This window comes from Citrobacter rodentium NBRC 105723 = DSM 16636 (genome assembly GCF_021278985.1).
Classification (GTDB): Bacteria; Pseudomonadota; Gammaproteobacteria; order Enterobacterales; family Enterobacteriaceae; genus Citrobacter_A; species Citrobacter_A rodentium.
On sequence record NZ_CP082833.1, the window covers coordinates 1,664,959 to 1,688,832 of the forward strand.

General features: G+C 56.3%; 15 protein-coding genes, 1 tRNA gene, 2 rRNA genes and 1 pseudogene. 12 read left to right on the forward strand and 7 right to left on the reverse strand.

Going from position 1 to position 23,874, the window contains the following annotated elements:
• Positions 1-81 precede the first annotated feature (81 nt).
• The 3 genes from K7R23_RS07820 (at position 82) to rrf (ending at position 3,455) form a co-directional block, all read left to right on the forward strand.
• A tRNA-Glu gene (locus tag K7R23_RS07820) sits at positions 82-157 on the forward strand.
• 182 nt (positions 158-339) lie between these two features.
• Positions 340-3,244, forward strand: a 23S ribosomal RNA gene (locus K7R23_RS07825).
• A gap of 95 nt (positions 3,245-3,339) precedes the next feature.
• Positions 3,340-3,455: ribosomal RNA gene (gene rrf / locus K7R23_RS07830) — 5S ribosomal RNA — on the forward strand.
• A 235-nt stretch (positions 3,456-3,690) separates the two neighbouring features.
• Here rrf and K7R23_RS07835 read toward each other — a convergent pair.
• Complete coding sequence (locus tag K7R23_RS07835) at positions 3,691-4,128, reverse strand: acetyltransferase (protein WP_012907738.1); 438 nt, start codon at positions 4,126-4,128, stop codon at positions 3,691-3,693.
• Positions 4,129-4,284: 156 nt separating this feature from the next.
• Here K7R23_RS07835 and metA point away from each other — a divergent pair, with 156 nt between their 5' ends.
• The 5 genes from metA to K7R23_RS07860 all read left to right on the forward strand — a co-directional run bounded on the left by metA (position 4,285) and on the right by K7R23_RS07860 (position 10,947).
• A complete protein-coding gene (gene metA, locus K7R23_RS07840; RefSeq protein ID WP_012907737.1) occupies positions 4,285-5,214 on the forward strand; it encodes a homoserine O-acetyltransferase MetA in 930 nt (309 codons plus the stop codon).
• A gap of 268 nt (positions 5,215-5,482) precedes the next feature.
• Positions 5,483-7,084: a malate synthase A gene (gene aceB / locus K7R23_RS07845; RefSeq protein WP_012907736.1), complete on the forward strand. Its 1,602-nt coding sequence runs from the start codon at positions 5,483-5,485 to the stop codon at positions 7,082-7,084.
• Between the two features lie 91 nt (positions 7,085-7,175).
• A complete protein-coding gene (gene aceA / locus K7R23_RS07850; RefSeq protein WP_012907735.1) occupies positions 7,176-8,480 on the forward strand; it encodes an isocitrate lyase in 1,305 nt (434 codons plus the stop codon).
• A 105-nt stretch (positions 8,481-8,585) separates the two neighbouring features.
• Positions 8,586-10,322, forward strand: a complete 1,737-nt coding sequence (gene aceK / locus K7R23_RS07855) for a bifunctional isocitrate dehydrogenase kinase/phosphatase (RefSeq protein ID WP_012907734.1) — start codon at positions 8,586-8,588, stop codon at positions 10,320-10,322.
• A gap of 22 nt (positions 10,323-10,344) precedes the next feature.
• Positions 10,345-10,947 (forward strand): hypothetical protein, encoded by a 603-nt coding sequence (locus tag K7R23_RS07860; RefSeq protein WP_024132962.1) that lies wholly within the window; start codon positions 10,345-10,347, stop codon positions 10,945-10,947.
• Here K7R23_RS07860 and iclR read toward each other — a convergent pair.
• On the reverse strand, positions 10,944-11,768 hold the full coding sequence (gene iclR / locus K7R23_RS07865) for a glyoxylate bypass operon transcriptional repressor IclR (protein WP_012907732.1): 825 nt from the start codon (positions 11,766-11,768) through the stop codon (positions 10,944-10,946). The two genes, K7R23_RS07860 and iclR, sit on opposite strands and share 4 nt — an antisense overlap.
• Positions 11,769-11,963: 195 nt before the next feature.
• Here iclR and metH point away from each other — a divergent pair, with 195 nt between their 5' ends.
• Positions 11,964-15,647, forward strand: coding sequence for a methionine synthase (gene metH / locus K7R23_RS07870; protein ID WP_024132961.1), 3,684 nt, complete (start codon positions 11,964-11,966; stop codon positions 15,645-15,647).
• 357 nt (positions 15,648-16,004) lie between these two features.
• Here the strand turns inward: metH and K7R23_RS07875 are convergent, their stop codons facing one another.
• Entirely contained in the window at positions 16,005-16,985 is a 981-nt protein-coding gene (locus K7R23_RS07875) for an IS110-like element ISCro4 family transposase (RefSeq protein WP_012904434.1), read from the reverse strand.
• A 278-nt stretch (positions 16,986-17,263) separates the two neighbouring features.
• Between K7R23_RS07875 and K7R23_RS07880 the strand changes: the two genes are divergently transcribed.
• The gene (locus K7R23_RS07880; protein ID WP_024132960.1) at positions 17,264-18,895 is read left to right on the forward strand and encodes a Na/Pi cotransporter family protein; all 1,632 of its coding nucleotides are present in this window, start codon (positions 17,264-17,266) and stop codon (positions 18,893-18,895) included.
• Between the two features lie 54 nt (positions 18,896-18,949).
• Here the strand turns inward: K7R23_RS07880 and pepE are convergent, their stop codons facing one another.
• Positions 18,950-19,639, reverse strand: coding sequence for a dipeptidase PepE (gene pepE, locus K7R23_RS07885; RefSeq protein WP_024132959.1), 690 nt, complete (start codon positions 19,637-19,639; stop codon positions 18,950-18,952).
• A 119-nt stretch (positions 19,640-19,758) separates the two neighbouring features.
• Positions 19,759-20,282: pseudogene (locus K7R23_RS07890) on the reverse strand (lipocalin family protein).
• Positions 20,283-20,469: 187 nt separating this feature from the next.
• Here K7R23_RS07890 and K7R23_RS07895 point away from each other — a divergent pair.
• Both K7R23_RS07895 and rluF read left to right on the forward strand, forming a co-directional pair.
• The gene (locus K7R23_RS07895; RefSeq protein ID WP_012907727.1) at positions 20,470-21,429 is read left to right on the forward strand and encodes a YbgA family protein; all 960 of its coding nucleotides are present in this window, start codon (positions 20,470-20,472) and stop codon (positions 21,427-21,429) included.
• Positions 21,430-21,587: 158 nt separating this feature from the next.
• Positions 21,588-22,463 carry a 23S rRNA pseudouridine(2604) synthase RluF gene (gene rluF, locus K7R23_RS07900; RefSeq protein WP_012907726.1) on the forward strand — a complete coding sequence of 292 codons (876 nt, stop codon included), beginning with the start codon at positions 21,588-21,590 and terminating at the stop codon, positions 22,461-22,463.
• Here the strand turns inward: rluF and K7R23_RS07905 are convergent.
• Positions 22,460-22,732, reverse strand: a complete 273-nt coding sequence (locus K7R23_RS07905) for a YjbD family protein (RefSeq protein ID WP_012907725.1) — start codon at positions 22,730-22,732, stop codon at positions 22,460-22,462. The genes rluF and K7R23_RS07905 overlap by 4 nt on opposite strands.
• 147 nt (positions 22,733-22,879) lie before the next feature.
• Positions 22,880-23,806 (reverse strand): ketopantoate/pantoate/pantothenate transporter PanS, encoded by a 927-nt coding sequence (gene panS, locus K7R23_RS07910; protein ID WP_012907724.1) that lies wholly within the window; start codon positions 23,804-23,806, stop codon positions 22,880-22,882.
• Between the last annotated feature and the right edge of the window lie 68 nt (positions 23,807-23,874).

Here is a 23,874-nt window from a genome sequence, read left to right on the forward strand (position 1 = left end):
GAAATAAGGCCGCTCGCTTTCTATTAATGAAAGCTCACCCTACACGAAAATATCACGCAGCGCGTGATAAGCAATTTTCGTGTCCCCTTCGTCTAGAGGCCTAGGACACCGCCCTTTCACGGCGGTAACAGGGGTTCGAATCCCCTAGGGGACGCCACTTGCAGGCCAATGTGTGAAAGGCGTTGCCATCCGTATCTCAAAACTCATCTTCGGGTGATGTTTGAGATATTTGCTCTTTAAAAATCTGGATCAAGCTGAAAATTGAAACACAGAACAACGCAAGTTGTTCGTGAGTCTCTCAATTTCGCAATCCTGAAGTGAAACATCTTCGGGTTGTGAGGTTAAGCGAACAAGCGTACACGGTGGATGCCCTGGCAGTCAGAGGCGATGAAGGACGTGCTAATCTGCGAAAAGCGCCGGCGAGGTGATATGAACCTTTGACCCGGCGATGTCCGAATGGGGAAACCCGGTGCACCACGGTGCATCATCGTTAACTGAATACATAGGTTAACGAGGCGAACCGGGGGAACTGAAACATCTAAGTACCCCGAGGAAAAGAAATCAACCGAGATTCCCCCAGTAGCGGCGAGCGAACGGGGAGGAGCCCAGAGCCTGAATCAGCTTGTGTGTTAGTGGAAGCGTCTGGAAAGTCGCACGGTACAGGGTGAAAGTCCCGTACACGAAAACGCACAGGCTGTGAGCTCGATGAGTAGGGCGGGACACGTGGTATCCTGTCTGAATATGGGGGGACCATCCTCCAAGGCTAAATACTCCTGACTGACCGATAGTGAACCAGTACCGTGAGGGAAAGGCGAAAAGAACCCCGGCGAGGGGAGTGAAAAAGAACCTGAAACCGTGTACGTACAAGCAGTGGGAGCCTCTTTATGGGGTGACTGCGTACCTTTTGTATAATGGGTCAGCGACTTATATTCTGTAGCAAGGTTAACCGAATAGGGGAGCCGGAGGGAAACCGAGTCTTAATTGGGCGTTAAGTTGCAGGGTATAGACCCGAAACCCGGTGATCTAGCCATGGGCAGGTTGAAGGTTGGGTAACACTAACTGGAGGACCGAACCGACTAATGTTGAAAAATTAGCGGATGACCTGTGGCTGGGGGTGAAAGGCCAATCAAACCGGGAGATAGCTGGTTCTCCCCGAAAGCTATTTAGGTAGCGCCTCGTGAATTCATCTCCGGGGGTAGAGCACTGTTTCGGCTAGGGGGCCATCCCGGCTTACCAACCCGATGCAAACTGCGAATACCGGAGAATGTTATCACGGGAGACACACGGCGGGTGCTAACGTCCGTCGTGAAGAGGGAAACAACCCAGACCGCCAGCTAAGGTCCCAAAGTCATGGTTAAGTGGGAAACGATGTGGGAAGGCTCAGACAGCCAGGATGTTGGCTTAGAAGCAGCCATCATTTAAAGAAAGCGTAATAGCTCACTGGTCGAGTCGGCCTGCGCGGAAGATGTAACGGGGCTAAACCATGCACCGAAGCTGCGGCAGCGACACTAAGTGTTGTTGGGTAGGGGAGCGTTCTGTAAGCCGTTGAAGGTGTGCTGTGAGGCATGCTGGAGGTATCAGAAGTGCGAATGCTGACATAAGTAACGATAAAGCGGGTGAAAAGCCCGCTCGCCGGAAGACCAAGGGTTCCTGTCCAACGTTAATCGGGGCAGGGTGAGTCGACCCCTAAGGCGAGGCCGAAAGGCGTAGTCGATGGGAAACAGGTTAATATTCCTGTACTTGGTGTTACTGCGAAGGGGGGACGGAGAAGGCTATGTCGGCCGGGCGACGGTTGTCCCGGTTTAAGCGTGTAGGTGTGTGTTCCAGGTAAATCCGGTTCACTTTAACACTGAGGCGTGATGACGAGGCACCACGGTGCTGAAGTGACAAATGCCCTGCTTCCAGGAAAAGCCTCTAAGCATCAGGTAACATCAAATCGTACCCCAAACCGACACAGGTGGTCAGGTAGAGAATACCAAGGCGCTTGAGAGAACTCGGGTGAAGGAACTAGGCAAAATGGTGCCGTAACTTCGGGAGAAGGCACGCTGGTGCGTAGGTGAAGTGACTTGCTCACGGAGCTGAAACCAGTCGAAGATACCAGCTGGCTGCAACTGTTTATTAAAAACACAGCACTGTGCAAACACGAAAGTGGACGTATACGGTGTGACGCCTGCCCGGTGCCGGAAGGTTAATTGATGGGGTTATCCTCGCGGAGAAGCTCTTGATCGAAGCCCCGGTAAACGGCGGCCGTAACTATAACGGTCCTAAGGTAGCGAAATTCCTTGTCGGGTAAGTTCCGACCTGCACGAATGGCGTAATGATGGCCAGGCTGTCTCCACCCGAGACTCAGTGAAATTGAACTCGCTGTGAAGATGCAGTGTACCCGCGGCAAGACGGAAAGACCCCGTGAACCTTTACTATAGCTTGACACTGAACACTGGTCCTTGATGTGCAGGATAGGTGGGAGGCTTTGAAGTGCGGACGCCAGTCTGCATGGAGCCGACCTTGAAATACCACCCTTTAATGGCTGGTGTTCTAACGTGGGCCCCTTATCGGGGTTGCGGACAGTGTCTGGTGGGTAGTTTGACTGGGGCGGTCTCCTCCTAAAGAGTAACGGAGGAGCACGAAGGTTGGCTAATCCTGGTCGGACATCAGGAGGTTAGTGCAATGGCATAAGCCAGCTTGACTGCGAGCGTGACGGCGCGAGCAGGTGCGAAAGCAGGTCATAGTGATCCGGTGGTTCTGAATGGAAGGGCCATCGCTCAACGGATAAAAGGTACTCCGGGGATAACAGGCTGATACCGCCCAAGAGTTCATATCGACGGCGGTGTTTGGCACCTCGATGTCGGCTCATCACATCCTGGGGCTGAAGTAGGTCCCAAGGGTATGGCTGTTCGCCATTTAAAGTGGTACGCGAGCTGGGTTTAGAACGTCGTGAGACAGTTCGGTCCCTATCTGCCGTGGGCGCTGGAGAACTGAGGGGGGCTGCTCCTAGTACGAGAGGACCGGAGTGGACGCATCACTGGTGTTCGGGTTGTCATGCCAATGGCACTGCCCGGTAGCTAAATGCGGAAGAGATAAGTGCTGAAAGCATCTAAGCACGAAACTTGCCCCGAGATGAGTTCTCCCTGAGACTTTAAGTCTCCTGAAGGAACGTTGAAGACGACGACGTTGATAGGCCGGGTGTGTAAGCGCAGCGATGCGTTGAGCTAACCGGTACTAATGAACCGTGAGGCTTAACCTTACAACGCCGAAGATGTTTTGGCGGTTGAGAGAAGATTTTCAGCATTGATACAGATTACAGTCTGCCGCCTGCCGGCGTCAGACAGACAGAATCTGCCTGGCGGCCGTAGCGCGGTGGTCCCACCTGACCCCATGCCGAACTCAGAAGTGAAACGCCGTAGCGCCGATGGTAGTGTGGGGTCTCCCTATGCGAGAGTAGGGAACTGCCAGGCATTAATTAAGGTGAAGAGCCCATCCTGACGGATGGGCTTTTTGCGTTTTTGCCGCTGGCCTGACAGGCGCAGCGCCATCAGGCACGCCCACGTCATGATGCCGGATGGCGGCTTCGCCTTATCCGGCCTACGATGCACCACATTCAACAACGGACCGTGTTGTAGGCCTGATAAGCGTAGCGCCATCAGGCACGTCCACGTCATGATGCCAGTTGGCGGCTCCGCCTTATCCGGCCTACGGATGTGCTAAATTCAACAATGGATAGGGCTTTCCCAGGTCGTCCACTTCCGAACGTCCTGTTACTTTAAATCCCATTTTCTTATAAAATCCTACTGCCTGTTGGTTCTGCTCGTTTACGTTAGTTGTGAGTTCGGGTGCCAGCGACAGCGCGTGCTCAATCAATAACTTTCCCACACCACAGCCGCGAACATCCGGATCAACAAACAGTGCATCCAGATGCTCGCCGGTCAGCAGCATAAAGGCGACTGGCTCATCCTGTTCATCAACGGCCACCCATAACGGCGCCTCCGGTAAAAACGATCTCACCAGTTCTTCAAGCTCCGCACGATACTCTTTTGACAAAAAATCATGCGTGGCATCGACCGAGCGACACCAGATGTTGACCAGCTTTTCCCCTTCATCACGTTGTGAACGGCGAATGCTAATAACCATACTTTCTCCTTTTCGTTATCTTTATAGTCTAACGCACTTGCCGTCTTGAAACTTTCTCACCTTCCACATGCAGACTCGACATTCAGCGGAATTCCCGGTATCTTCAGCTATCTGGATGTCTAAACGTATAAACGTGTGTAGTGAGGTTATCAGGTTATGCCGATTCGCGTACAGGACGAGCTGCCCGCCGTCAATTTCTTGCGTGAGGAAAACGTCTTTGTGATGACGTCGTCCCGCGCGTCAGGCCAGGAAATTCGTCCGCTGAAGGTGCTTATCCTCAACCTGATGCCGAAGAAAATCGAGACGGAAAATCAGTTTTTACGCCTGCTCTCTAACTCACCCTTGCAGGTTGATATACAGCTGCTGCGGATCGATGCCCGTGAATCGCGTAACACGCCGGCAGAGCATCTGAATAACTTTTACTGTAACTTTGAAGATATCTGCGATCAGAACTTTGATGGCCTGATTGTCACCGGCGCGCCGCTGGGACTGGTAGAGTTTAATGATGTCGCTTACTGGCCGCAGATCAAGCAGGTGCTCGAGTGGGCGAAAGATCACGTGACCTCAACGCTGTTCGTCTGTTGGGCGGTACAGGCCGCGCTCAACATCCTCTACGGCATTCCCAAGCAAACCCGTTCCGATAAACTTTCCGGCGTCTATGAACATCACATCCTCCATCCTCATGCCCTGCTGACCCGCGGATTTGATGATTCATTCCTTGCGCCGCACTCGCGCTACGCTGACTTCCCGGCGGCGTTAATCCGTGACTACACCGATCTTGAGATCCTCGCGGAAACTGCAGACGGCGACGCCTACCTGTTTGCCAGCAAAGATAAACGTATTGCCTTCGTTACCGGCCATCCGGAATATGACGCGCATACGCTTGCCAGCGAATATTTCCGCGATGTGGAAGCGGGTTTAAACCCGGTCGTGCCTTATAACTATTTCCCGCAAGACGATCCGCAGAATAAACCGCGCGCCACCTGGCGAAGCCACGGTAATTTACTGTTTACCAACTGGCTCAACTATTACGTTTACCAGATCACGCCATACGATCTGCGTCACATGAATCCCACGCTGGATTAATCTTCTGACGCTGACGATCCTAAAGCGTTTCAGCATGTTGAAACAGGCACCTGCGGGTGCCTTTTTTATTTCCGAAATCCACTTCATGACGTAATAAAAATTTATCTTTAATGTTATCAAATAGTTAAATGATAATTTAATTAAAAATGGAAATTGTTTTTGATTTTGCATTTTAAATGAGTAGTCTTAGTTGTGCTGAACGAAAAGCGCACAACGATCCTTCGTTCGCATTGGGGATGTGATTTGATCAATGACGAGGAGCTACAGAATGAATCAACAGGCGACCACTACCGATGAATTGACCTTTACCAGGCCCAGCGGTGAGGCGGAAAAGCAAATTCTGACGGCGGAAGCAGTGGAGTTTCTCACGGAACTGGTGACGCGTTTTACGCCTAAGCGTAACAAACTGCTCGCCGCACGCATTCAGCAGCAGCAGGATATCGACAACGGCAAGCTGCCGGATTTTATTTCGGAAACTGCTTCCATTCGCAATGGTGACTGGACGATTCGCGGTATTCCAGAAGATTTACAGGATCGTCGCGTTGAGATCACCGGGCCAGTGGAGCGCAAGATGGTGATCAACGCCCTGAATGCCAACGTGAAGGTATTTATGGCCGATTTTGAAGACTCACTGGCGCCGGAATGGAGCAAAGTGATCGACGGACATATCAACCTGCGCGATGCGGTGAATGGCACCATCAGTTACACCAACGAAGCCGGTAAGATTTACCAGCTTAAGCCAGATCCGGCGCTGCTGATTTGTCGCGTGCGCGGCCTGCATCTGCCGGAAAAACATGTCACCTGGCGCGGTGAGGCGATCCCGGGCAGCCTGTTCGATTTTGCGCTCTATTTCTTTCACAATCACAAAGCGCTGCTGGCCAAAGGTAGCGGCCCTTATTTCTATCTGCCGAAAACCCAGGCCTGGCAGGAAGCGGCCTGGTGGAGCGAAGTGTTCAGCTATGCCGAAGATCGCTTCAGTCTGCCGCGCGGCACAATCAAAGCGACCCTGCTGATTGAAACTCTGCCCGCCGTCTTCCAGATGGATGAAATACTCCACGCCCTGCGCGACCACATCGTGGGGCTGAACTGCGGTCGTTGGGACTACATCTTTAGCTATATCAAAACATTGAAAAATCATCCGGACCGCGTCCTGCCTGACCGTCAGGTGGTGACAATGGATAAGCCGTTCCTCAGCGCCTATTCGCGCCTGCTGATTAAGACCTGCCACAAGCGCGGCGCATTCGCGATGGGCGGCATGGCGGCGTTTATTCCAAGCAAAGATGCCGAGCGAAATAATCAGGTGCTCGCCAAAGTAAAAGCGGATAAAGCGCTGGAGGCCAACAACGGTCACGATGGCACCTGGATTGCCCATCCGGGGCTGGCGGATACCGCGATGGCGGTGTTTAACGAGGCGCTGGGCGAGAACAAAAACCAGCTTTTCGTCACCCGCGAGGAGGACGCGCCGATCGCCGCAGAGCAACTGCTGGCGCCGTGTGAAGGTGAGCGTACCGAAGAGGGAATGCGCGCCAATATTCGCGTTGCGGTGCAGTACATCGAAGCATGGATCTCCGGTAACGGCTGTGTACCGATTTATGGCCTGATGGAAGATGCGGCGACCGCGGAAATTTCCCGCACCTCTATCTGGCAGTGGATCCACCATGAGAAAACACTCAGCAACGGCAAACCGGTAACCAAAGCCCTGTTCCGTCAAATGTTGGCCGAAGAGATGCGGGTGATCCAGGACGAACTGGGCGAGCACCGCTACAGCAGCGGCCGTTTCGATGACGCTGCGCGCCTGATGGAACAGATCACCACTTCAGATGACTTAATCGATTTCCTGACGCTGCCGGGCTACCGCCTGCTGGCGTAATTCACCCACAGTTTACCCTATGGATTTCGCGTTGCAGTCAACGCAACTGCGGCACGAAAGACGATGTAAAAATAATATGGAGCATCTGCACATGAAGACCCGTAGCCAACAAATCGAAGAATTACAAAAAGAGTGGACACAGCCGCGCTGGGAAGGCATTCGTCGCCCTTACAGCGCAGAGGAAGTGGTGAAATTACGCGGTTCGGTGAATCCGGAATGCACGCTGGCGCAGCTTGGCGCCGCCAAAATGTGGCGTCTGCTGCACGGCGAGGCGAAAAAAGGCTACATCAACAGCCTCGGCGCGCTGACCGGAGGACAGGCGTTACAGCAGGCGAAAGCCGGTATTGAAGCGGTTTATCTGTCGGGCTGGCAGGTGGCGGCGGACGCCAACCTGGCCTCCAGCATGTATCCGGATCAGTCTCTGTACCCGGCGAACTCTGTCCCGGCGGTGGTGGATCGGATCAACAACACCTTTCGTCGCGCCGATCAGATCCAGTGGTCCAGCGGCATTGAGCCGAACGATCCGCGCTATGTGGATTACTTCCTGCCGATCGTCGCTGATGCGGAAGCCGGTTTTGGCGGCGTGTTAAACGCCTTTGAGCTGATGAAAGCGATGATTGAAGCCGGTGCAGCGGCCGTTCACTTTGAAGATCAGCTGGCGTCGGTGAAGAAATGCGGCCACATGGGCGGTAAGGTGCTGGTGCCGAACCAGGAGGCGATCCAGAAGCTGGTCGCCGCGCGTCTGGCGGCGGATGTGATGGGGGTGCCAACGCTGGTGATTGCCCGTACCGACGCCGACGCGGCGGACCTGATTACCTCCGACTGCGACCCGTATGACAGCGAATTTGTGACCGGCGAGCGCACCAGCGAAGGGTTTTTCCGCACCCGTGCCGGCATTGAGCAGGCGATCAGCCGCGGTCTGGCCTATGCGCCGTATGCCGATCTGGTGTGGTGCGAAACCTCGACGCCGGATCTGGCGCTGGCGAAGCGCTTTGCCGATGCCATCCACGCGCAGTATCCGGGCAAACTGCTGGCCTATAACTGCTCGCCGTCGTTTAACTGGCAGAAGAACCTGGACGACAAGACTATCGCCAGCTTCCAGCAACAGCTGTCGGATATGGGCTACAAATATCAGTTCATTACCCTGGCCGGTATCCACAGCATGTGGTTCAACATGTTCGATCTGGCTCACGCCTATGCGCAGGGCGAGGGGATGAAACACTACGTCGAGAAGGTGCAGCAGCCGGAATTCGCCGCAGGCAAAGAGGGTTATACCTTCGTTTCCCACCAGCAGGAAGTGGGCACCGGTTACTTCGATAAAGTCACCACCATTATTCAGGGCGGCGCTTCATCGGTGACCGCACTGACAGGGTCGACGGAAGAGTCGCAGTTCTGAGTGACCTGATGCCCGATGGCGCGCGCTTACCGGGTCTACGATAACCCCCAGGCCGGATAAGCGATGCGCCATCCGGCATGATTGTGTGCAGGATGGGGAGAAACAATGTCGCGTGGCCTCGAATTACTGATTGCACAAACCATTCTGCAAGGCTTCGACGCTCAGTATGGCCGGTTTCTGGAAGTCACCTCCGGCGCACAGCAGCGTTTTGAACAGGCCGACTGGCATGCGGTACAGCAGGCGATGAAACAGCGTATCCATCTCTACGATCACCACGTCGGTCTGGTGGTGGAACAGCTGCGCTGCATCACCGACGGCAAGAGTACCGATGCGGGCTTTTTGCTGCGCGTGAAGGATCACTATACCCGGCTGTTGCCGGACTATCCGCGCTTCGAGATTGCGGAGAGTTTTTTTAACTCCGTCTACTGTCGGCTGTTTGACCACCGCTCGCTGACGCCCGAGCGGCTTTTTATCTTCAGTTCCCAGCCGGAACGCCGCTTTCGCACCATTCCACGACCGCTGGCAAAAGATTTCTTCCCCGATCGCGGCTGGGAATCATTGCTGATGCGCGTGCTCAGCGATCTGCCGCTGCGTCTGCCGTGGCAAAACAAAAGCCGTGATATTAGCCACATCATTCAGCATCTGACGGAATCTTTCGGCGCGGATGCGTTATCCCGCAGCCATTTGCAGGTGGCGAATGAGCTGTTTTACCGCAACAAGGCGGCCTGGCTGGTCGGTAAGCTTATTACGTCAGCGGGAACGCTGCCGTTCCTGCTGCCCGTTCATCGTACCGATGAGGGCGAGCTGTTTATTGATGCCTGCCTGACCACCACCGCGGAGGCCAGTATCGTGTTCGGCTTTGCCCGCTCCTATTTTATGGTGTACGCGCCGTTGCCTGCCGCGCTGGTGGAGTGGCTGCGTGAGATCCTGCCGGGGAAAACCACCGCCGAGCTGTATATGGCGATTGGCTGCCAGAAACATGCCAAGACCGAGAGCTATCGTGAATATTTGCGCTATCTGGAAAGCTGCGATGAACAGTTTATTGAAGCGCCAGGCATTCGCGGCATGGTGATGCTGGTATTTACCCTGCCGGGGTTCGATCGGGTGTTTAAAATCATTAAAGATAAGTTCGCGCCGCAAAAGGAAATGTCCGCCGCTCACGTGCGCGCCTGCTATCAGCTGGTGAAGGAGCACGATCGCGTAGGGCGCATGGCGGATACCCAGGAGTTTGAGAATTTTGTCCTGAATAAACGGCAGATCGATCCTGCACTGCTGGCGCTGCTGTATGAGGAAGTACCGGAAAAAATCACCGATCTCGGAGAGCAGATTATCATCCGCCATCTCTATATTGAGCGCCGGATGGTGCCGCTCAATATCTGGCTGGAGCAGGTGGAAGGCCAGCAACTGCGCGACGCCATTGAGGAGTACGGCAATGCGATCCGCCAGCTTGCCGCCGCCAATATTTTTCCCGGCGATATGCTGTTTAAAAACTTTGGCGTCACCCGTCATGGCCGCGTGGTGTTTTACGACTACGATGAGATTTGCTACATGACGGAGGTAAACTTCCGCGATATTCCGCAGGCGCGTTATCCGGAAGATGAGATGAGCGCCGAGCCCTGGTACAGCGTATCGCCGGGAGATGTGTTTCCGGAGGAGTTTCGCCACTGGCTGTGCGCCGATCCGCGCATCGGGCCGCTGTTCGAAGAGATGCATGCCGATCTGTTCCGCGCCGATTACTGGCGGGCGTTACAGACGCGCATCCGGGAAGGGCATGTGGAGGATGTCTACGCCTATCGGCGACGTCAGCGGTTTAGCGTGCGTTATGGTATAGTTCCCGGATAATTTTTATTCAGGGATGATGAATATGTTCTTTTTTCGTAATGCGATTAATCCGCTGGTTGAGTTTGCTCCAGCCTCGTTACTGCCGACGGCAGGCCAGGCAGAAGCGCTTTTCAGGCAACAAAATGCGTCTGATGAAGGCGAATGGCTGCTTGGCGAGCTGCCGGGGCTGTCGCTTAAAATGTGTCGTTACTACTGCGGCGAGCTGGATTTTACCGGCTACGAACTGGATGAATACGGGGCCCCCATTGACGATCCCTGGCTGGAAAGGAATTACCCCAGCATCCCGGATTACTACTACCAGCTGGAGTTTTACGCCTCCACGCAGAAGACGCTATCTCCCCTTGAACGAGCGGCGAAGAAAGCAACCGCACAGTGCAGTAAGGCATGGTTACAGGCTTATTGGGTTGAAGTGTGTAAACAGGCGGATATTGAGGTTAGTTACGGCTCCGTTGACACACGGACCCGCGGAATCGAGTATTCCATTGCCTGCGACGACTATCCTACCTTCCTGAAATGCGTGACCCAAATCGGCGTCAGCACGCGCGAGCTTGCACGGCAGACCCCGGTTTCGCAGCGCACTCGCCGGGCATTGCTTGCCGCGCTCCGACATTCATCCGGTGTTTAACGAATCCCGCCATACGCCAGCGTCACTTCCTTCGCCGCCTTGATCACCATTGCGCCAAACTCAGTCACACGGTCGTCGGTGATGCGCGAAATCGGGCCGGAAATCGAAATGGCGGCAAACGGTTCGCGGTGCTCATCATAAATGCACGACGCCACGCAGCGCAGGCCCAGCGCGTGTTCTTCATCGTCAAACGAATAGCCGCGCTTACGGGTCTGGGCGAGATCGTCCTTCAGGTGGACGGGCGAAACCAGCGTGGCGTGAGTGTAAGCATGTAACCCTTTCCGGTGCAGCAGGCTGGTCACCTGCTCCTCGCTCAACTGGGAGAGAAACGCTTTGCCCGCGCCGGAGGCATGCATCGGCAGCTTGCCGCCGATGGGCGCTGACATGCGCATCAGCTGAGTGCACTGCACCTGGTCGATGATAATCGCCTGGTGATCGCTCTGGTCCAGTACCGCCAGATTTACCGTTTCGCCGGAGTCCTCCATCAGGCGGCGCAGAATCGGATGGACAATCGCCAGCAGGTTGCGGCTCTGCAAAAAGCTGCTGCCGACGATAAACGCGTGCGCGCCAATCGCCCAGTGACCCAGTTCGCCAACCTGACGGACAAAACCCTGCTGCTGCATGGTGGTCAGCAGGCGATGGGTGGTGGAGTTCGGCAGGCCTGCCTGCTGCGCCAGTTCAGTTAACGCCACGCTGCCGTTGGATTCCGCTATCCACTCCAGCAGCTTCAGGCCGCGGGTGAGCGACTGAACCTGTCCGGCGGCGGGGGCGGTTGTCGCGGCGGGTTTTCTACCGCGTTTTGCGGGAACGGTGGCAACCATGGCAGACTCCTTTTCTGTATCGTGGAAATCATTTTCGTTTTATTCAATTATAATGCAAGAAAACTTGTACTGATCGGATGAGTGAAGCTGAACATGTCTCATGTTGCCCGTTGTTCTCTTTTCCACCTCTCCGGTTTGTGCCAGTATGACCTGTTAAGTTTTTTTCGGTCTGGTTGAGCGTTGTCGGGAGCAAGTGTGAGCAGCAAAGTTGAACAACTGCGTGCGCAGTTAAATGAGCGAATTCTGGTGCTGGACGGCGGTATGGGCACCATGATCCAGAGCTATCGTCTGAGTGAAGCCGATTTCCGCGGCGAGCGCTTCGCCGACTGGCCGTGCGATCTGAAGGGCAACAACGATCTGCTGGTGCTCAGCAAGCCGGACGTGATCAGCGCTATCCATAACGCTTACTTTGCAGCGGGCGCGGATATTATCGAAACCAACACCTTCAACTCCACCACCATTGCGATGGCGGATTACCAGATGGAATCGCTGTCGGCGGAAATCAACCTTGCCGCCGCGAAGCTGGCGCGCGCCTGCGCCGATGAGTGGACGGCGCGCACGCCGGAAAAACCGCGCTATGTGGCGGGCGTCCTCGGCCCCACTAACCGTACGGCCTCCATTTCGCCGGATGTGAACGACCCGGCATTCCGCAATATCTCTTTCGATCGGCTGGTGGCCGCCTACCGTGAGTCGACCAGAGCGCTGGTGGAGGGCGGAGCGGACCTGATTCTGATTGAAACCGTTTTCGATACGCTGAACGCCAAAGCGGCGGTTTTCGCCGTGAAAGAAGAGTTTGACGCGCTGGGCGTGGAATTGCCGATCATGATCTCCGGCACCATCACCGACGCCTCCGGCCGCACGCTTTCCGGGCAGACAACCGAAGCGTTTTACAACTCGCTGCGCCACGCCGAAGCGCTCACCTTCGGTCTTAACTGCGCGCTGGGGCCGGATGAACTGCGCCAGTATGTGCAGGAACTTTCCCGCATCGCGGAGTGCTACGTTACCGCCCACCCTAACGCCGGACTGCCTAACGCCTTCGGCGAATACGATCTCGATGCCGATACGATGGCGAAGCAAATCCGCGAATGGGCGCAGGCGGGCTTCCTGAACATCGTCGGCGGCTGCTGCGGCACCACGCCAGAGCATATTGCCGCCATGAGCCGCGCGGTAGAAGGCTTACCGCCGCGTAAACTGCCGGAAATCGAGATCGCCTGCCGTCTCTCCGGTCTCGAACCGCTCAACATTGGTGAAGACAGCCTGTTCGTTAACGTCGGCGAGCGCACCAACGTTACCGGTTCGGCGAAATTTAAGCGGCTGATTAAAGAAGAAAAATACAGCGAAGCGCTGGACGTCGCCCGCCAGCAGGTGGAGAGCGGCGCGCAGATTATCGATATCAACATGGATGATGGGATGCTGGATGCCGAAGCGGCGATGGTGCGTTTCCTCAACCTGATCGCCGGAGAGCCGGACATCGCCCGCGTGCCGATCATGATCGACTCCTCTAAATGGGAAGTCATTGAAAAAGGGCTGAAGTGCATTCAGGGCAAAGGCATCGTCAACTCCATCTCGATGAAAGAGGGCGTTGAAACCTTTATCCATCACGCGAAGCTGCTGCGCCGCTACGGGGCGGCGGTGGTGGTGATGGCCTTTGACGAGCAGGGCCAGGCCGACACCCGGGCGCGTAAAATCGAAATTTGCCGCCGTGCTTATAAAATTCTCACCGAAGAGGTGGGCTTCCCGCCGGAAGATATCATCTTTGACCCGAATATTTTTGCCGTTGCGACCGGGATCGACGAGCACAACAACTACGCGCAGGACTTTATCGGCGCCTGTGAAGACATTAAACGCGAGCTGCCGCACGCATTGATCTCCGGCGGCGTCTCCAACGTCTCGTTCTCGTTCCGCGGCAACGATCCGGTGCGTGAGGCCATCCACGCGGTGTTCCTCTACTACGCCATCCGTAACGGCATGGATATGGGGATCGTGAACGCCGGACAGCTGGCGATTTATGACGATCTGCCTGCGGAACTGCGCGACGCGGTGGAGGATGTCATCCTCAACCGCCGCGATGACGGCACCGAGCGTCTGCTGGCGCTGGCGGAGAAATATCGCGGCAGCAAGGCGGATGATACCGCCAACGCGCAGCAGGCGGAGTGGCGCAGCTGGGAGGTGAAAAAACGTCTTGAATACTCGCTGGTCAAAGGCATCACCGAGTTTATTGAGCAGGACACCGAAGAGGCGCGTCAGCAGGCCGCTCGCCCGATTGAGGTGATTGAAGGGCCGCTGATGGACGGTATGAACGTGGTCGGCGACCTGTTTGGCGAAGGGAAAATGTTCCTGCCGCAGGTGGTCAAATCCGCCCGCGTGATGAAGCAGGCGGTGGCGTACCTGGAGCCGTTTATCGAAGCCAGCAAAGAGCAGGGGACCAGCAACGGCAAGATGGTCATCGCCACGGTGAAGGGCGACGTACACGACATCGGCAAAAATATCGTCGGCGTGGTGTTGCAGTGTAATAACTATGAAATCGTCGATCTTGGCGTGATGGTGCCAGCGGAAAAAATCCTCAAAACCGCGAAAGAGGTGAATGCGGATCTGATTGGCCTTTCCGGGCTGATCACCCCGTCGCTGGACGAGATGGTGAACGTGGCGAAAGAGATGGAGCGCCAGGGCTTTACCATTCCGCTGCTGATTGGCGGCGCGACCACCTCAAAAGCGCATACGGCGGTGAAGATCGAGCAGAACTACAGCGGCCCGACGGTTTACGTGCAGAATGCCTCGCGCACGGTGGGAGTGGTGGCGGCGCTGCTGTCCGCGACCCAGCGCGATGAGTTTGTCGCCCGTACCCGTAAAGAGTACGAAACCGTCCGCATCCAGCACGGGCGTAAAAAACCGCGTACGCCGCCCGTGACCTTGGCCGCCGCCCGTGACAACGATCTGGCCTTCGACTGGGCGAGCTACACGCCGCCGGTAGCGCACCGTCTGGGCGTACAGGAGGTGGAAGCCAGCATTGAAACGCTGCGTAATTACATCGACTGGACGCCGTTCTTTATGACCTGGTCGCTGGCGGGGAAATACCCGCGCATCCTTGAAGATGAGGTGGTGGGCGAGGAGGCCAGACGCCTGTTCCAGGACGCCAACGAGATGCTGGATAAACTCAGCGTAGAGAAAGCGCTCAATCCACGCGGCGTGGTCGGCCTGTTCCCGGCGAACCGCATCGGCGATGACATCGAAATTTACCGCGATGAAACCCGGACTCACGTGCTGACCGTCAGCCATCATCTGCGCCAGCAGACGGAAAAAGTGGGCTTCGCCAACTACTGCCTGGCGGATTTCGTCGCGCCGAAGCTGTCCGGCAAAGCAGACTACATCGGCGCCTTTGCGGTGACCGGCGGGCTGGAGGAGGACGCGCTGGCGGAGGCGTTTGCAGCGCAGCGCGACGATTACAACAAAATCATGGTGAAAGCGATCGCCGACCGGCTGGCGGAAGCGTTCGCCGAGTACCTGCACGAGCGCGTGCGTAAGGTGTACTGGGGCTATGCGCCGAATGAAAACCTCAGCAATGAAGAACTTATTCGCGAGAACTACCAAGGGATTCGTCCCGCGCCGGGCTATCCGGCCTGCCCGGAACACACCGAGAAAGGCACTATCTGGCAGCTGCTGGACGTCGAAAAGCATACCGGCATGAAGCTTACCGAGTCCTTCGCCATGTGGCCGGGCGCCTCGGTTTCCGGCTGGTATTTCAGCCATCCTGACAGCAAGTACTTCGCGGTGGCGCAAATTCAGCGCGACCAGGTGGAAGATTACGCCTTCCGTAAAGGAATGAGCGTAACGGAAGTGGAGCGCTGGCTGGCGCCAAATCTGGGCTATGACGCCGACTGACCAGTCAGACCGGAGTCACGTTTCCTTACAACTCACAGGGCGCTCATTGAGCGCCCTGTCTCTTTCTTACATTTAAACCCTTATACTGGAAGAAGGTTCAGTGGCGCGGCATGCCCAATGGCGACGTAAACGTCTTATCCGGCCTGGTGGAAGATTTTGTAGGCCTGATAAGCGAAGCGCCATCAGGCATTCCGATGCCCATTGCCGGATGGCAACGTAAACGTCTTATCCGGCCTGGCGGGAGATTTGTAGATACTGTTATCGCCTGCAAGCTTTTTTATTTTCCGCCTTACCGGATTGCAGGCATACCAGTCACAGCGCCGTCAGGCGCTGTTTTTTCATCCCTTCCACCATATTTTACGCTGCTACCGGATTATGCCGGGACGCATCGAACGGCACGCCTGACTTCAGAACACCGTACGCCACCTGCGCCAGCTTGCGCATCATCGCACCGATTATCACTTTCCCTTTTTTACCGTTCCCTGCCAGACGGTCACGGAACGCTCTTCCCCATTCCGTTTTACTTACCGCCACCATCGCAGGCATATACAGCGCCCTGCGAAGCGACGCATGTCCGGCTTTACTCATCCGGCTGGCCCTGTTCACACTGCTGCCTGATTCATACCGCCGCGGCGTCAGACCCGCAAAAGCGGCGAACTGCCTGGCATGGGTGAAGCGCTCCTTCAGACCGGTATAAGCCAGTAATACCGCGGACGTTTTCTCCCCGATGCCCGGGATACTTTCCAGCAGCTTCCTGCGGTGCTTCATATCCGGGTCATCATCCGTCAGGTCCTTTATCTGCTTTTCGATGCGCTTAAGTTCGGCATGAAGCCACAGCAGATGGGCGTCTATACTCGGACGCTGCACCTCACGCGCTGTCTCCAGGCGGTTCAGCTCCTGCGTGTGCATGTCCGTCAGCGACTGATGGCGCAGCACCAGAGCCCGCAGGGCCCGTTCAACCGGATGCGGGGCTTCCCACGCCGGAGGGCGCTTCTGACGACAGAACTCTGCCAGCATACGGGCATCCACTGCATCGGTTTTGCTGCGCAGACCTTCACTCTGTGCAAAGGCTTTACCCAGGGCGGGGTTGATGACGGAGACGGTGTAACCGGCATCACTGAGATGAGCGGCAACGTCTTCCATATACGTACTGGTGGCTTCCATGCAGATATGTGCCGGTGCCACGCGATGACCGCTGAGCCAGCGGAGAAGTTCGTCGTGGCCCTTCGGGGTGTTGGCAAATTTTTTGCTGCGGTGACGGCCATCAGGCCGCAACACATCGACATCCAGCTTAGCTTTAGAGACATCGATACCGATAAAATGAAGTTCCTGTTCCATAGTGAGACCAGCCTTGTGAATGCGGATTACCGGGAAAACCGGTCCATGATACTGTCCGGTTTGTCACTTGTGGAGAACGGCGGTCCGCTGCATAAATCTACGTCACAGGTTATTAGCCTGAGGCCTGATACGGCATGCGGACCGCATGGCAGAGAGAACTGGCCGGTTCTCCCTGCACTGAAGGGATAATACAAGGCCTGATAAGCGTAGCGCCATCAGGCATGATGCCAACATTCCGAGCCTCAGGAAATCTATAACGATAAGGAGTACCTGATTCCGTGTTAACGCTGTTACACCTGCTTTCCGCTGTCGCCCTGCTGGTGTGGGGCACTCATATCGTGCGTACCGGCGTGATGCGCGTATTTGGCGCGCGTCTGCGCACGGTGTTAAGCCGTAGCGTGGAAAAGAAACCGCTCGCCTTCTGCGCGGGGATTGGCGTGACTGCGCTGGTGCAGAGCAGTAACGCCACCACCATGCTGGTCACGTCGTTTGTCGCTCAGGATCTGGTGGCCCTGACGCCGGCGCTGGTGATAGTGCTGGGCGCAGACGTCGGGACCGCGCTGATGGCGCGAATACTGACGTTTGATCTCTCCTGGCTGTCGCCGCTGCTGATTTTTATCGGCGTGATCTTTTTTCTGGGACGCAAGCAGTCCCGCGCCGGACAGCTGGGACGTGTGGGCATCGGTCTGGGGCTGATTCTGCTGGCGCTGGAGCTGATCGTCCAGGCCGTCACGCCGATCACCCAGGCCAATGGCGTACAGGTCATTTTCGCCTCGCTGACCGGCGACATTATGCTCGACGCGCTGATTGGCGCGATGTTCGCCATCATCAGTTACTCCAGCCTCGCGGCGGTGCTGCTGACCGCGACCCTGACGGCGGCGGGGATTATCTCGTTTCCGGTGGCGCTATGCCTGGTGATCGGCGCCAATCTGGGCTCCGGCCTGCTGGCGATGCTCAACAACAGCGCCGCCAACGCCGCCGCCCGTCGCGTGGCGCTCGGCAGTCTGCTGTTTAAGCTGGTGGGCAGCCTGATTATTCTGCCGTTCGTTCATCCGCTGGCAAACCTGATGGATGAACTGCCGCTGCCGAAGTCGGAACTGGTGATTTACTTCCACGTCTTCTACAACCTGGCGCGCTGCCTGGCGATGGTGCCGTTTGCCGGGGCGATGGCGCGGCTTTGCCAGCGGTTGATTCGCGACCAGCCGGAGCTGGAGGCGCACCTGAAGCCGAAGCACCTTGACGTCAGCGCGCTGGATACGCCGACGCTGGCGCTGGCGAATGCCGCCCGTGAGGCGCTGCGCATTGGCGATGCCATGGAACAGATGATGGTCGGGCTGAAAAAGGTGATGCACGGCGAACCGCGTGAAGAAAAAGAGCTACGCAAATTGGCGGATGATATCAACGTGCTGTATACCGCCATCAAGCTCTATCTTGCGCGGATGCCGAAAGAGGAGCTGGCGGAGGAGGAGTCTAAGCGCTGGGCGGAGATCATCGAAATGTCGCTCAACCTTGAGCAGGCGTCGGACATTGTGGAGCGCATGGGCAGCGAGATTGCCGATAAATCGCTGGCGGCGCGGCGCGCGTTTTCTGTCGAAGGGTTAAAAGAGCTGGATGCGCTTCACGATCTGTTGCTCAGCAATCTCCGGCTGGCGCTGTCGGTGTTCTTCTCTGGCGACGTTGCAAGCGCCCGACGGTTACGGCGCAGCAAGCACCGTTTCCGCATTCTTAACCGGCGTTATTCCCATGCGCACGTTGACCGCCTGCATCAGCAGAACGTGCAGAGCATCGAGACCAGCTCCCTGCATCTGGGGTTATTAGGCGATATGCAGCGCCTGAACTCGCTGTTCTGTTCCGTCGCCTACAGCGTGCTGGAGCAGCCGGACCAGGACGACGAGAGGGATGAATATTAATCAAACTGACTGCCGGACAGGCGTAGCGCCATCCGGCATCAAGGGCTAAACCGATTAAAAGCGGTGTCCCGCCTCCAGCGCTACTGCGTCCTCACCGGCTTTAAACACGTAGGTGGTGTTCGGGCCGCCGAGCACCGTCTGACCGTTACTCACCTTAATCCAGTTACCTTCCGGCAGGCCGATGACCGTCAGTTCCGGCGCAACCACCAGCAGTTCGCGAATACGCTGTTCGCGGGTTTCGCCCTTATGCCCCTCCGGCAGCGCGTTGGTGAAGTGCGGGTTAATCTGCAGCGGGAACAGGCCCAGCGCGTCAAAGCCCTGCGGATCGACAATTGGCATATCGTTGGTGGTGCGGATGGTCGGGCAGGCGAGATTGGAACCTGCGCTCCAGCCGATATACAGCGCGCCGCGTTTCACCACGTCAACAATCGGGGCCAGCAGGCCGCGCTCACGGCTCTCTTTCAGCAGCTGGAAGGTATTGCCGCCGCCGACAATCACCACCTCGGCATTGGCAATAGCGGCAACCGGATCGGCTACCGTATGGATACCCGTTACGTTGACGCCCATCGGCGCGAAGATGGCTGCCGTTTTCTCCGTGTACTCGTCCCAGGTTTGCGTCACGCCTGCGAACGGAATAAACACCGCCGAACGGCGTCCATTTAATTGCTCAGCAATCAGCGGCAGCGCGTGCTCCATCCAGCCCTTACCCGGCAGCGTCGAGTTACTCAATAAAAGCAGTTCCATCATTTCTCCCTGTAATCAGAAAATTAACCGGAGCATATGCTACCACTGCACGTTTATCCGCTTACTGACGTGGCTCACGGAGTGAAAAGGGCCATGCTGTATTTTGGCCTGAATCGCGGCTAGTGCTTTACCCACACCAGCTGATCGACCCGGAAGCCCAGGCTGCGCGCGGTATTCAGGTAGTCCTGTTTCACTGCCTCCGGCAGGTAGGCGTACGCGACAGGAGCCACAGGTAATCGCGATTCGGGCCGCTGACCAGCGCGTACTGATAATTATCGTCCAGTTTGATCACGTTATAGCCGCCGTAAAACGGCCCGAAGAACGAGACTTTCAGCGCGGCAGTGGTTGGTTCGCCGGTAAAGGAGGCTTTTCCTTCGCTCTCATTCCATTTCTTTTTCTGCGGATCGTAGCCGCGGTTGAGTACGCTGATCCCCCCGTCGCTGCGCTTACCGTAGGTTGCCGTCACCTGCTCAAGGCCACGCTCGAAGCGGTTCTCCAGGCGGGCGACTTCGTACCATTTACCCAGATAACGGCTGGCGTCAAAGTTTGTTATCGGCTGTACGCCTTTCGGCGGAGTCGGGGATTTACAGGCAACCAGAGTCAGTGCAATAGCAACTCCGGTCACGACGGGCCATAGCTTCATGAGAACTCCTTTCATCTACGCGGTTGGAAGTAAAGTGTAGTGCAAACCGTCTGTGCTTCATTCCAACCGGCGTGATTGGCAGAAGTTTGGGAGTAATCTTTATCCACTGTTATGCGTCTGTTACATAAGAGCATGTTCAGCGGCTAAAATATCATTACGCCCTATGATTCACAGCCAGGAGAAAAGCATGAACGTGCAACCCGTTATTGGTATCAGCGGATGTTTAACCGGTTCGGCCGTCCGCTTTGACGGCGGGCATAAACGCATGGGCTTTGTGATGGACGAGCTGGCGCAGTGGGTGACGTTTAAACCGGTCTGCCCGGAGATGGCGATAGGGTTGCCCGTTCCCCGCCCGGCGCTGCGCCTGGTGCAGACGCCTGAAGGGGACACCCGGATGCGCTTCAGCCATGCGCCGCATGACGACGTCACAGAGAAAATGACCGCGTTTGCCGATACTTTTCTCCCGCGACAGGGCAACCTGGCGGGCTTTATCGTCTGTGCGAAATCGCCCAGTTGCGGCATGGAGCGGGTGCGGCTGTACGATGAAAAAGGCAACCGCGGGCGCAAAGAGGGCGTCGGCCTGTTTACCGGCGCCTTAATGGCGAGCTATCCCTGGCTGCCCGTTGAGGAGGATGGACGCCTGCACGATCCGGCGCTGCGCGAGAATTTTGTCGAGCGGGTATTTGCCCTGCATGAGCTGAATACGCTGCGCGAAAACGGCCTGACGCGTCGTGCGCTACTGGACTTCCACAGCCGCTATAAACTGCAACTGCTGGCGCACCATCAGGCGGGATACCGTGAAATCGGGCCGTTTGTCGCCTCATTACACGAATGGGAAGATCTGGACGCCTTCTTTATCGCGTATCGGGAAAAGCTGATGGCGATTCTGAAAAAACCGGCCTCGCGGAAAAACCATACCAACGTCCTGATGCACATTCAGGGGTACTTCCGTAACCAGCTTAACAGCCGCCAACGCGGCGAGCTGCGTGAGGTGATCCTTAACTACCGCGCGGGATTGCTGCCCATCCTCGCACCGTTGACGCTGCTGAAGCACTATCTGGCCGAATACCCGGATCGCTACCTGCTGACGCAAAACTATTTTGACCCATACCCGCATGATTTGGCATTACGCCTGGCGGTGAATTAACGCATCGGCTCAGCGGTACTGACCTGGTCGAACGCGAATCTTTTTTATCGCCCCAAAGGTAGGGTATATTTCGCTTTTATCACTCAACAGTATCCAGGCTGTATTAAGGCGGCGAGGGAGAGAATCCCCTGGAGAATGCACTGTCTACAGGAGAAATAATGCTGCCCGACGCATCCATCCGACTCAATAAATACATCAGCGAAAGCGGAATTTGCTCGCGTCGCGAAGCGGATCGCTTTATCGAGCAAGGGAATGTTTTCATTAATGGTAAGCGCGCCGCCATTGGCGATCAGGTGATGCCGGGCGATGTGGTAAAGGTCAACGGTCGGTTGATTGAGCCGCGCGAAGCGGAAGAGCTGGTATTTATCGCCCTGAATAAGCCGGTGGGGATCGTCAGCACTACCGAAGACAGCGAACGCGATAACATCGTTGACTTTGTTAACCACAGTAAGCGCGTGTTCCCGATTGGCCGTCTGGATAAAGACTCGCAGGGGCTGATTTTCCTGACCAACCACGGCGACCTGGTGAACAAAATTCTGCGCGCCGGTAACGATCACGAAAAAGAGTACCTGGTGACGGTGGATAAGCCGATCACCGACGAGTTTATCCGCGGCATGGGGGCGGGCGTGCCGATTCTGGGCACGGTGACGAAAAAATGTAAGGTTAAAAAAGAAGCGCCGTTTGTGTTCCGCATCACCCTGATCCAGGGGCTGAACCGGCAGATCCGCCGGATGTGCGAATACTTTGGTTACGAAGTGACGAAGCTTGAACGCACGCGCATTATGAATGTCAGTCTCGCTGGCCTGCCGCCCGGTGAATGGCGCGACCTGACGGACGATGAACTGATCACCCTGTTTAAGCTTATCGAGAACTCTTCTTCAGAAGCGAAACCGAAGGCGAAAGCGAAGCCGAAAACGGCGGGAATAAAGCGCCCGGTGGTGAAGATCGAGAAACCGAAAGAAAAAGAGAAAGCGCGCCCGGCGGCAAACGGTAAGCGATTTACCTCGCCGGGGCGTAAGAAGAAAGGACGTTAACGTCTGCCGCGCGTCGGCGTATTCGCCGACCAGGAGAACGACGCCTCCGAATCCGGTTTGTAAGCCTGCTTTTTCTTTAACTGGCGGGCTTTTTTTGCCTCTGCTTCACGCTGAGCCATCAGCTTATCGATGTACTCTTTCTTCACGCTGTTGGTTTCACTGTTGGTCAGCGGACGACCGTGCGCAATGCGCGCGCGATCCAGCAGCGTTTTCAGCTCGCGCTGCTCGCGTTCCGTCATCTCTTTTTGGGTAATGCGGGGGAGTGCCATACGGGTGCCCTCAGTCGGATAATGAAACCAGTGTACGGGAAAGAGACAATGCTTTGTAGGCCGGATAAGGCGTTAACGACTTATCCGGCACTGTATCCGTATTGTGCCTGATGGCGCTGAGCTTATCAGGCCCGGGTTAATATTCAATTATTGGCGCTTATCTTTTTCAATCGGCTTGCCGGACCAGTAACCGGCCAGCAGCGAGCCGGACAGATTGTGCCAGACCGAGAACAGCGCGCCGGGCAGGGCAGCGAGCGGACCGAAGTAGATTTTGCCCAGCGCTGCGGCGAGGCCGGAGTTCTGCATTCCCACTTCAATCGCCAGAGTCCGGCAGGTGGACTCATCGAAGCCGAACAGGCGTCCGCCCCAGTAGCCGCCGAGCAGGCCGAGGGTGTTATGCAGAATCACCGCAAGAATCACCACAAAGCCGACCGAGGCGATATGCGAGGCGGAACCTGCGACCACTGCGCTGATAATCGCCAGAATACAGACCATTGAAAACGCGGGCAGGTACGGCTCTACCGCTCTCACAACGCGCGGGAACAGATGGTGGATCGCCAGACCCAGGGCAATCGGTATCACCACAATTTGCAGAATGCTGAGCAGCATACCCATCACATCAACCTGGATATGCGCATCGACGTAGAGGCGCGTCAACAATGGCGTCGCCACCACGCCCACCAGCGTGGAGACGGATGAAATCGTGACCGACAGCGCCACATCGCCCTTCGCCAGATAAATCATTACGTTAGATGCCGTACCGCTGGCCACGCTGCCTACCAGCACCATCCCGGCGGAAAGCTCCGGCGGCATATTGAATGCCAGCGCCAGCAGCCAGGCGGCGAGCGGCATCAGCAGATAGTGCAGGAAGATGCCAGCGGCGACCGGCGCCGGACGAGAGAGGACGCGTTTAAAGTCATCCACCTTAAGATGAACGCCCATGCCGAACATAATCAGCATCAGCAACGTGGCGATCCACGGGCCAACAGGGGTAAAAGTGGAGGGCGTGTAATAGGCAATAACCGAGAGCAGCAGCGCCCATAACGGGAACAGCCGCGTAAGAGTGGCCAGCATTTTTCATTCCTTGCGATAAGTGTGTTGTGTCGTTATAAACAGGCCGGGATCGAGCCAGGCCCTGCTTA

What these genes read in the sequence shown, in the direction of transcription:
- metA (WP_012907737.1), top strand. Translation starts at nt 4,285, where the DNA reads ATGCCGATTCGCGTACAGGACGAGCTGCCCGCCGTCAATTTCTTGCGT.
- K7R23_RS07875 (WP_012904434.1), bottom strand. Translation starts at nt 16,985, where the DNA reads ATGGAACAGGAACTTCATTTTATCGGTATCGATGTCTCTAAAGCTAAG.
- pepE (WP_024132959.1), bottom strand. Translation starts at nt 19,639, where the DNA reads ATGGAACTGCTTTTATTGAGTAACTCGACGCTGCCGGGTAAGGGCTGG.
- panS (WP_012907724.1), bottom strand. Translation starts at nt 23,806, where the DNA reads ATGCTGGCCACTCTTACGCGGCTGTTCCCGTTATGGGCGCTGCTGCTC.
- aceA (WP_012907735.1), top strand. Translation starts at nt 7,176, where the DNA reads ATGAAGACCCGTAGCCAACAAATCGAAGAATTACAAAAAGAGTGGACA.
- iclR (WP_012907732.1), bottom strand. Translation starts at nt 11,768, where the DNA reads ATGGTTGCCACCGTTCCCGCAAAACGCGGTAGAAAACCCGCCGCGACA.
- K7R23_RS07835 (WP_012907738.1), bottom strand. Translation starts at nt 4,128, where the DNA reads ATGGTTATTAGCATTCGCCGTTCACAACGTGATGAAGGGGAAAAGCTG.
- aceB (WP_012907736.1), top strand. Translation starts at nt 5,483, where the DNA reads ATGAATCAACAGGCGACCACTACCGATGAATTGACCTTTACCAGGCCC.
- K7R23_RS07895 (WP_012907727.1), top strand. Translation starts at nt 20,470, where the DNA reads ATGAACGTGCAACCCGTTATTGGTATCAGCGGATGTTTAACCGGTTCG.
- aceK (WP_012907734.1), top strand. Translation starts at nt 8,586, where the DNA reads ATGTCGCGTGGCCTCGAATTACTGATTGCACAAACCATTCTGCAAGGC.
- K7R23_RS07860 (WP_024132962.1), top strand. Translation starts at nt 10,345, where the DNA reads ATGTTCTTTTTTCGTAATGCGATTAATCCGCTGGTTGAGTTTGCTCCA.
- K7R23_RS07905 (WP_012907725.1), bottom strand. Translation starts at nt 22,732, where the DNA reads ATGGCACTCCCCCGCATTACCCAAAAAGAGATGACGGAACGCGAGCAG.
- rluF (WP_012907726.1), top strand. Translation starts at nt 21,588, where the DNA reads ATGCTGCCCGACGCATCCATCCGACTCAATAAATACATCAGCGAAAGC.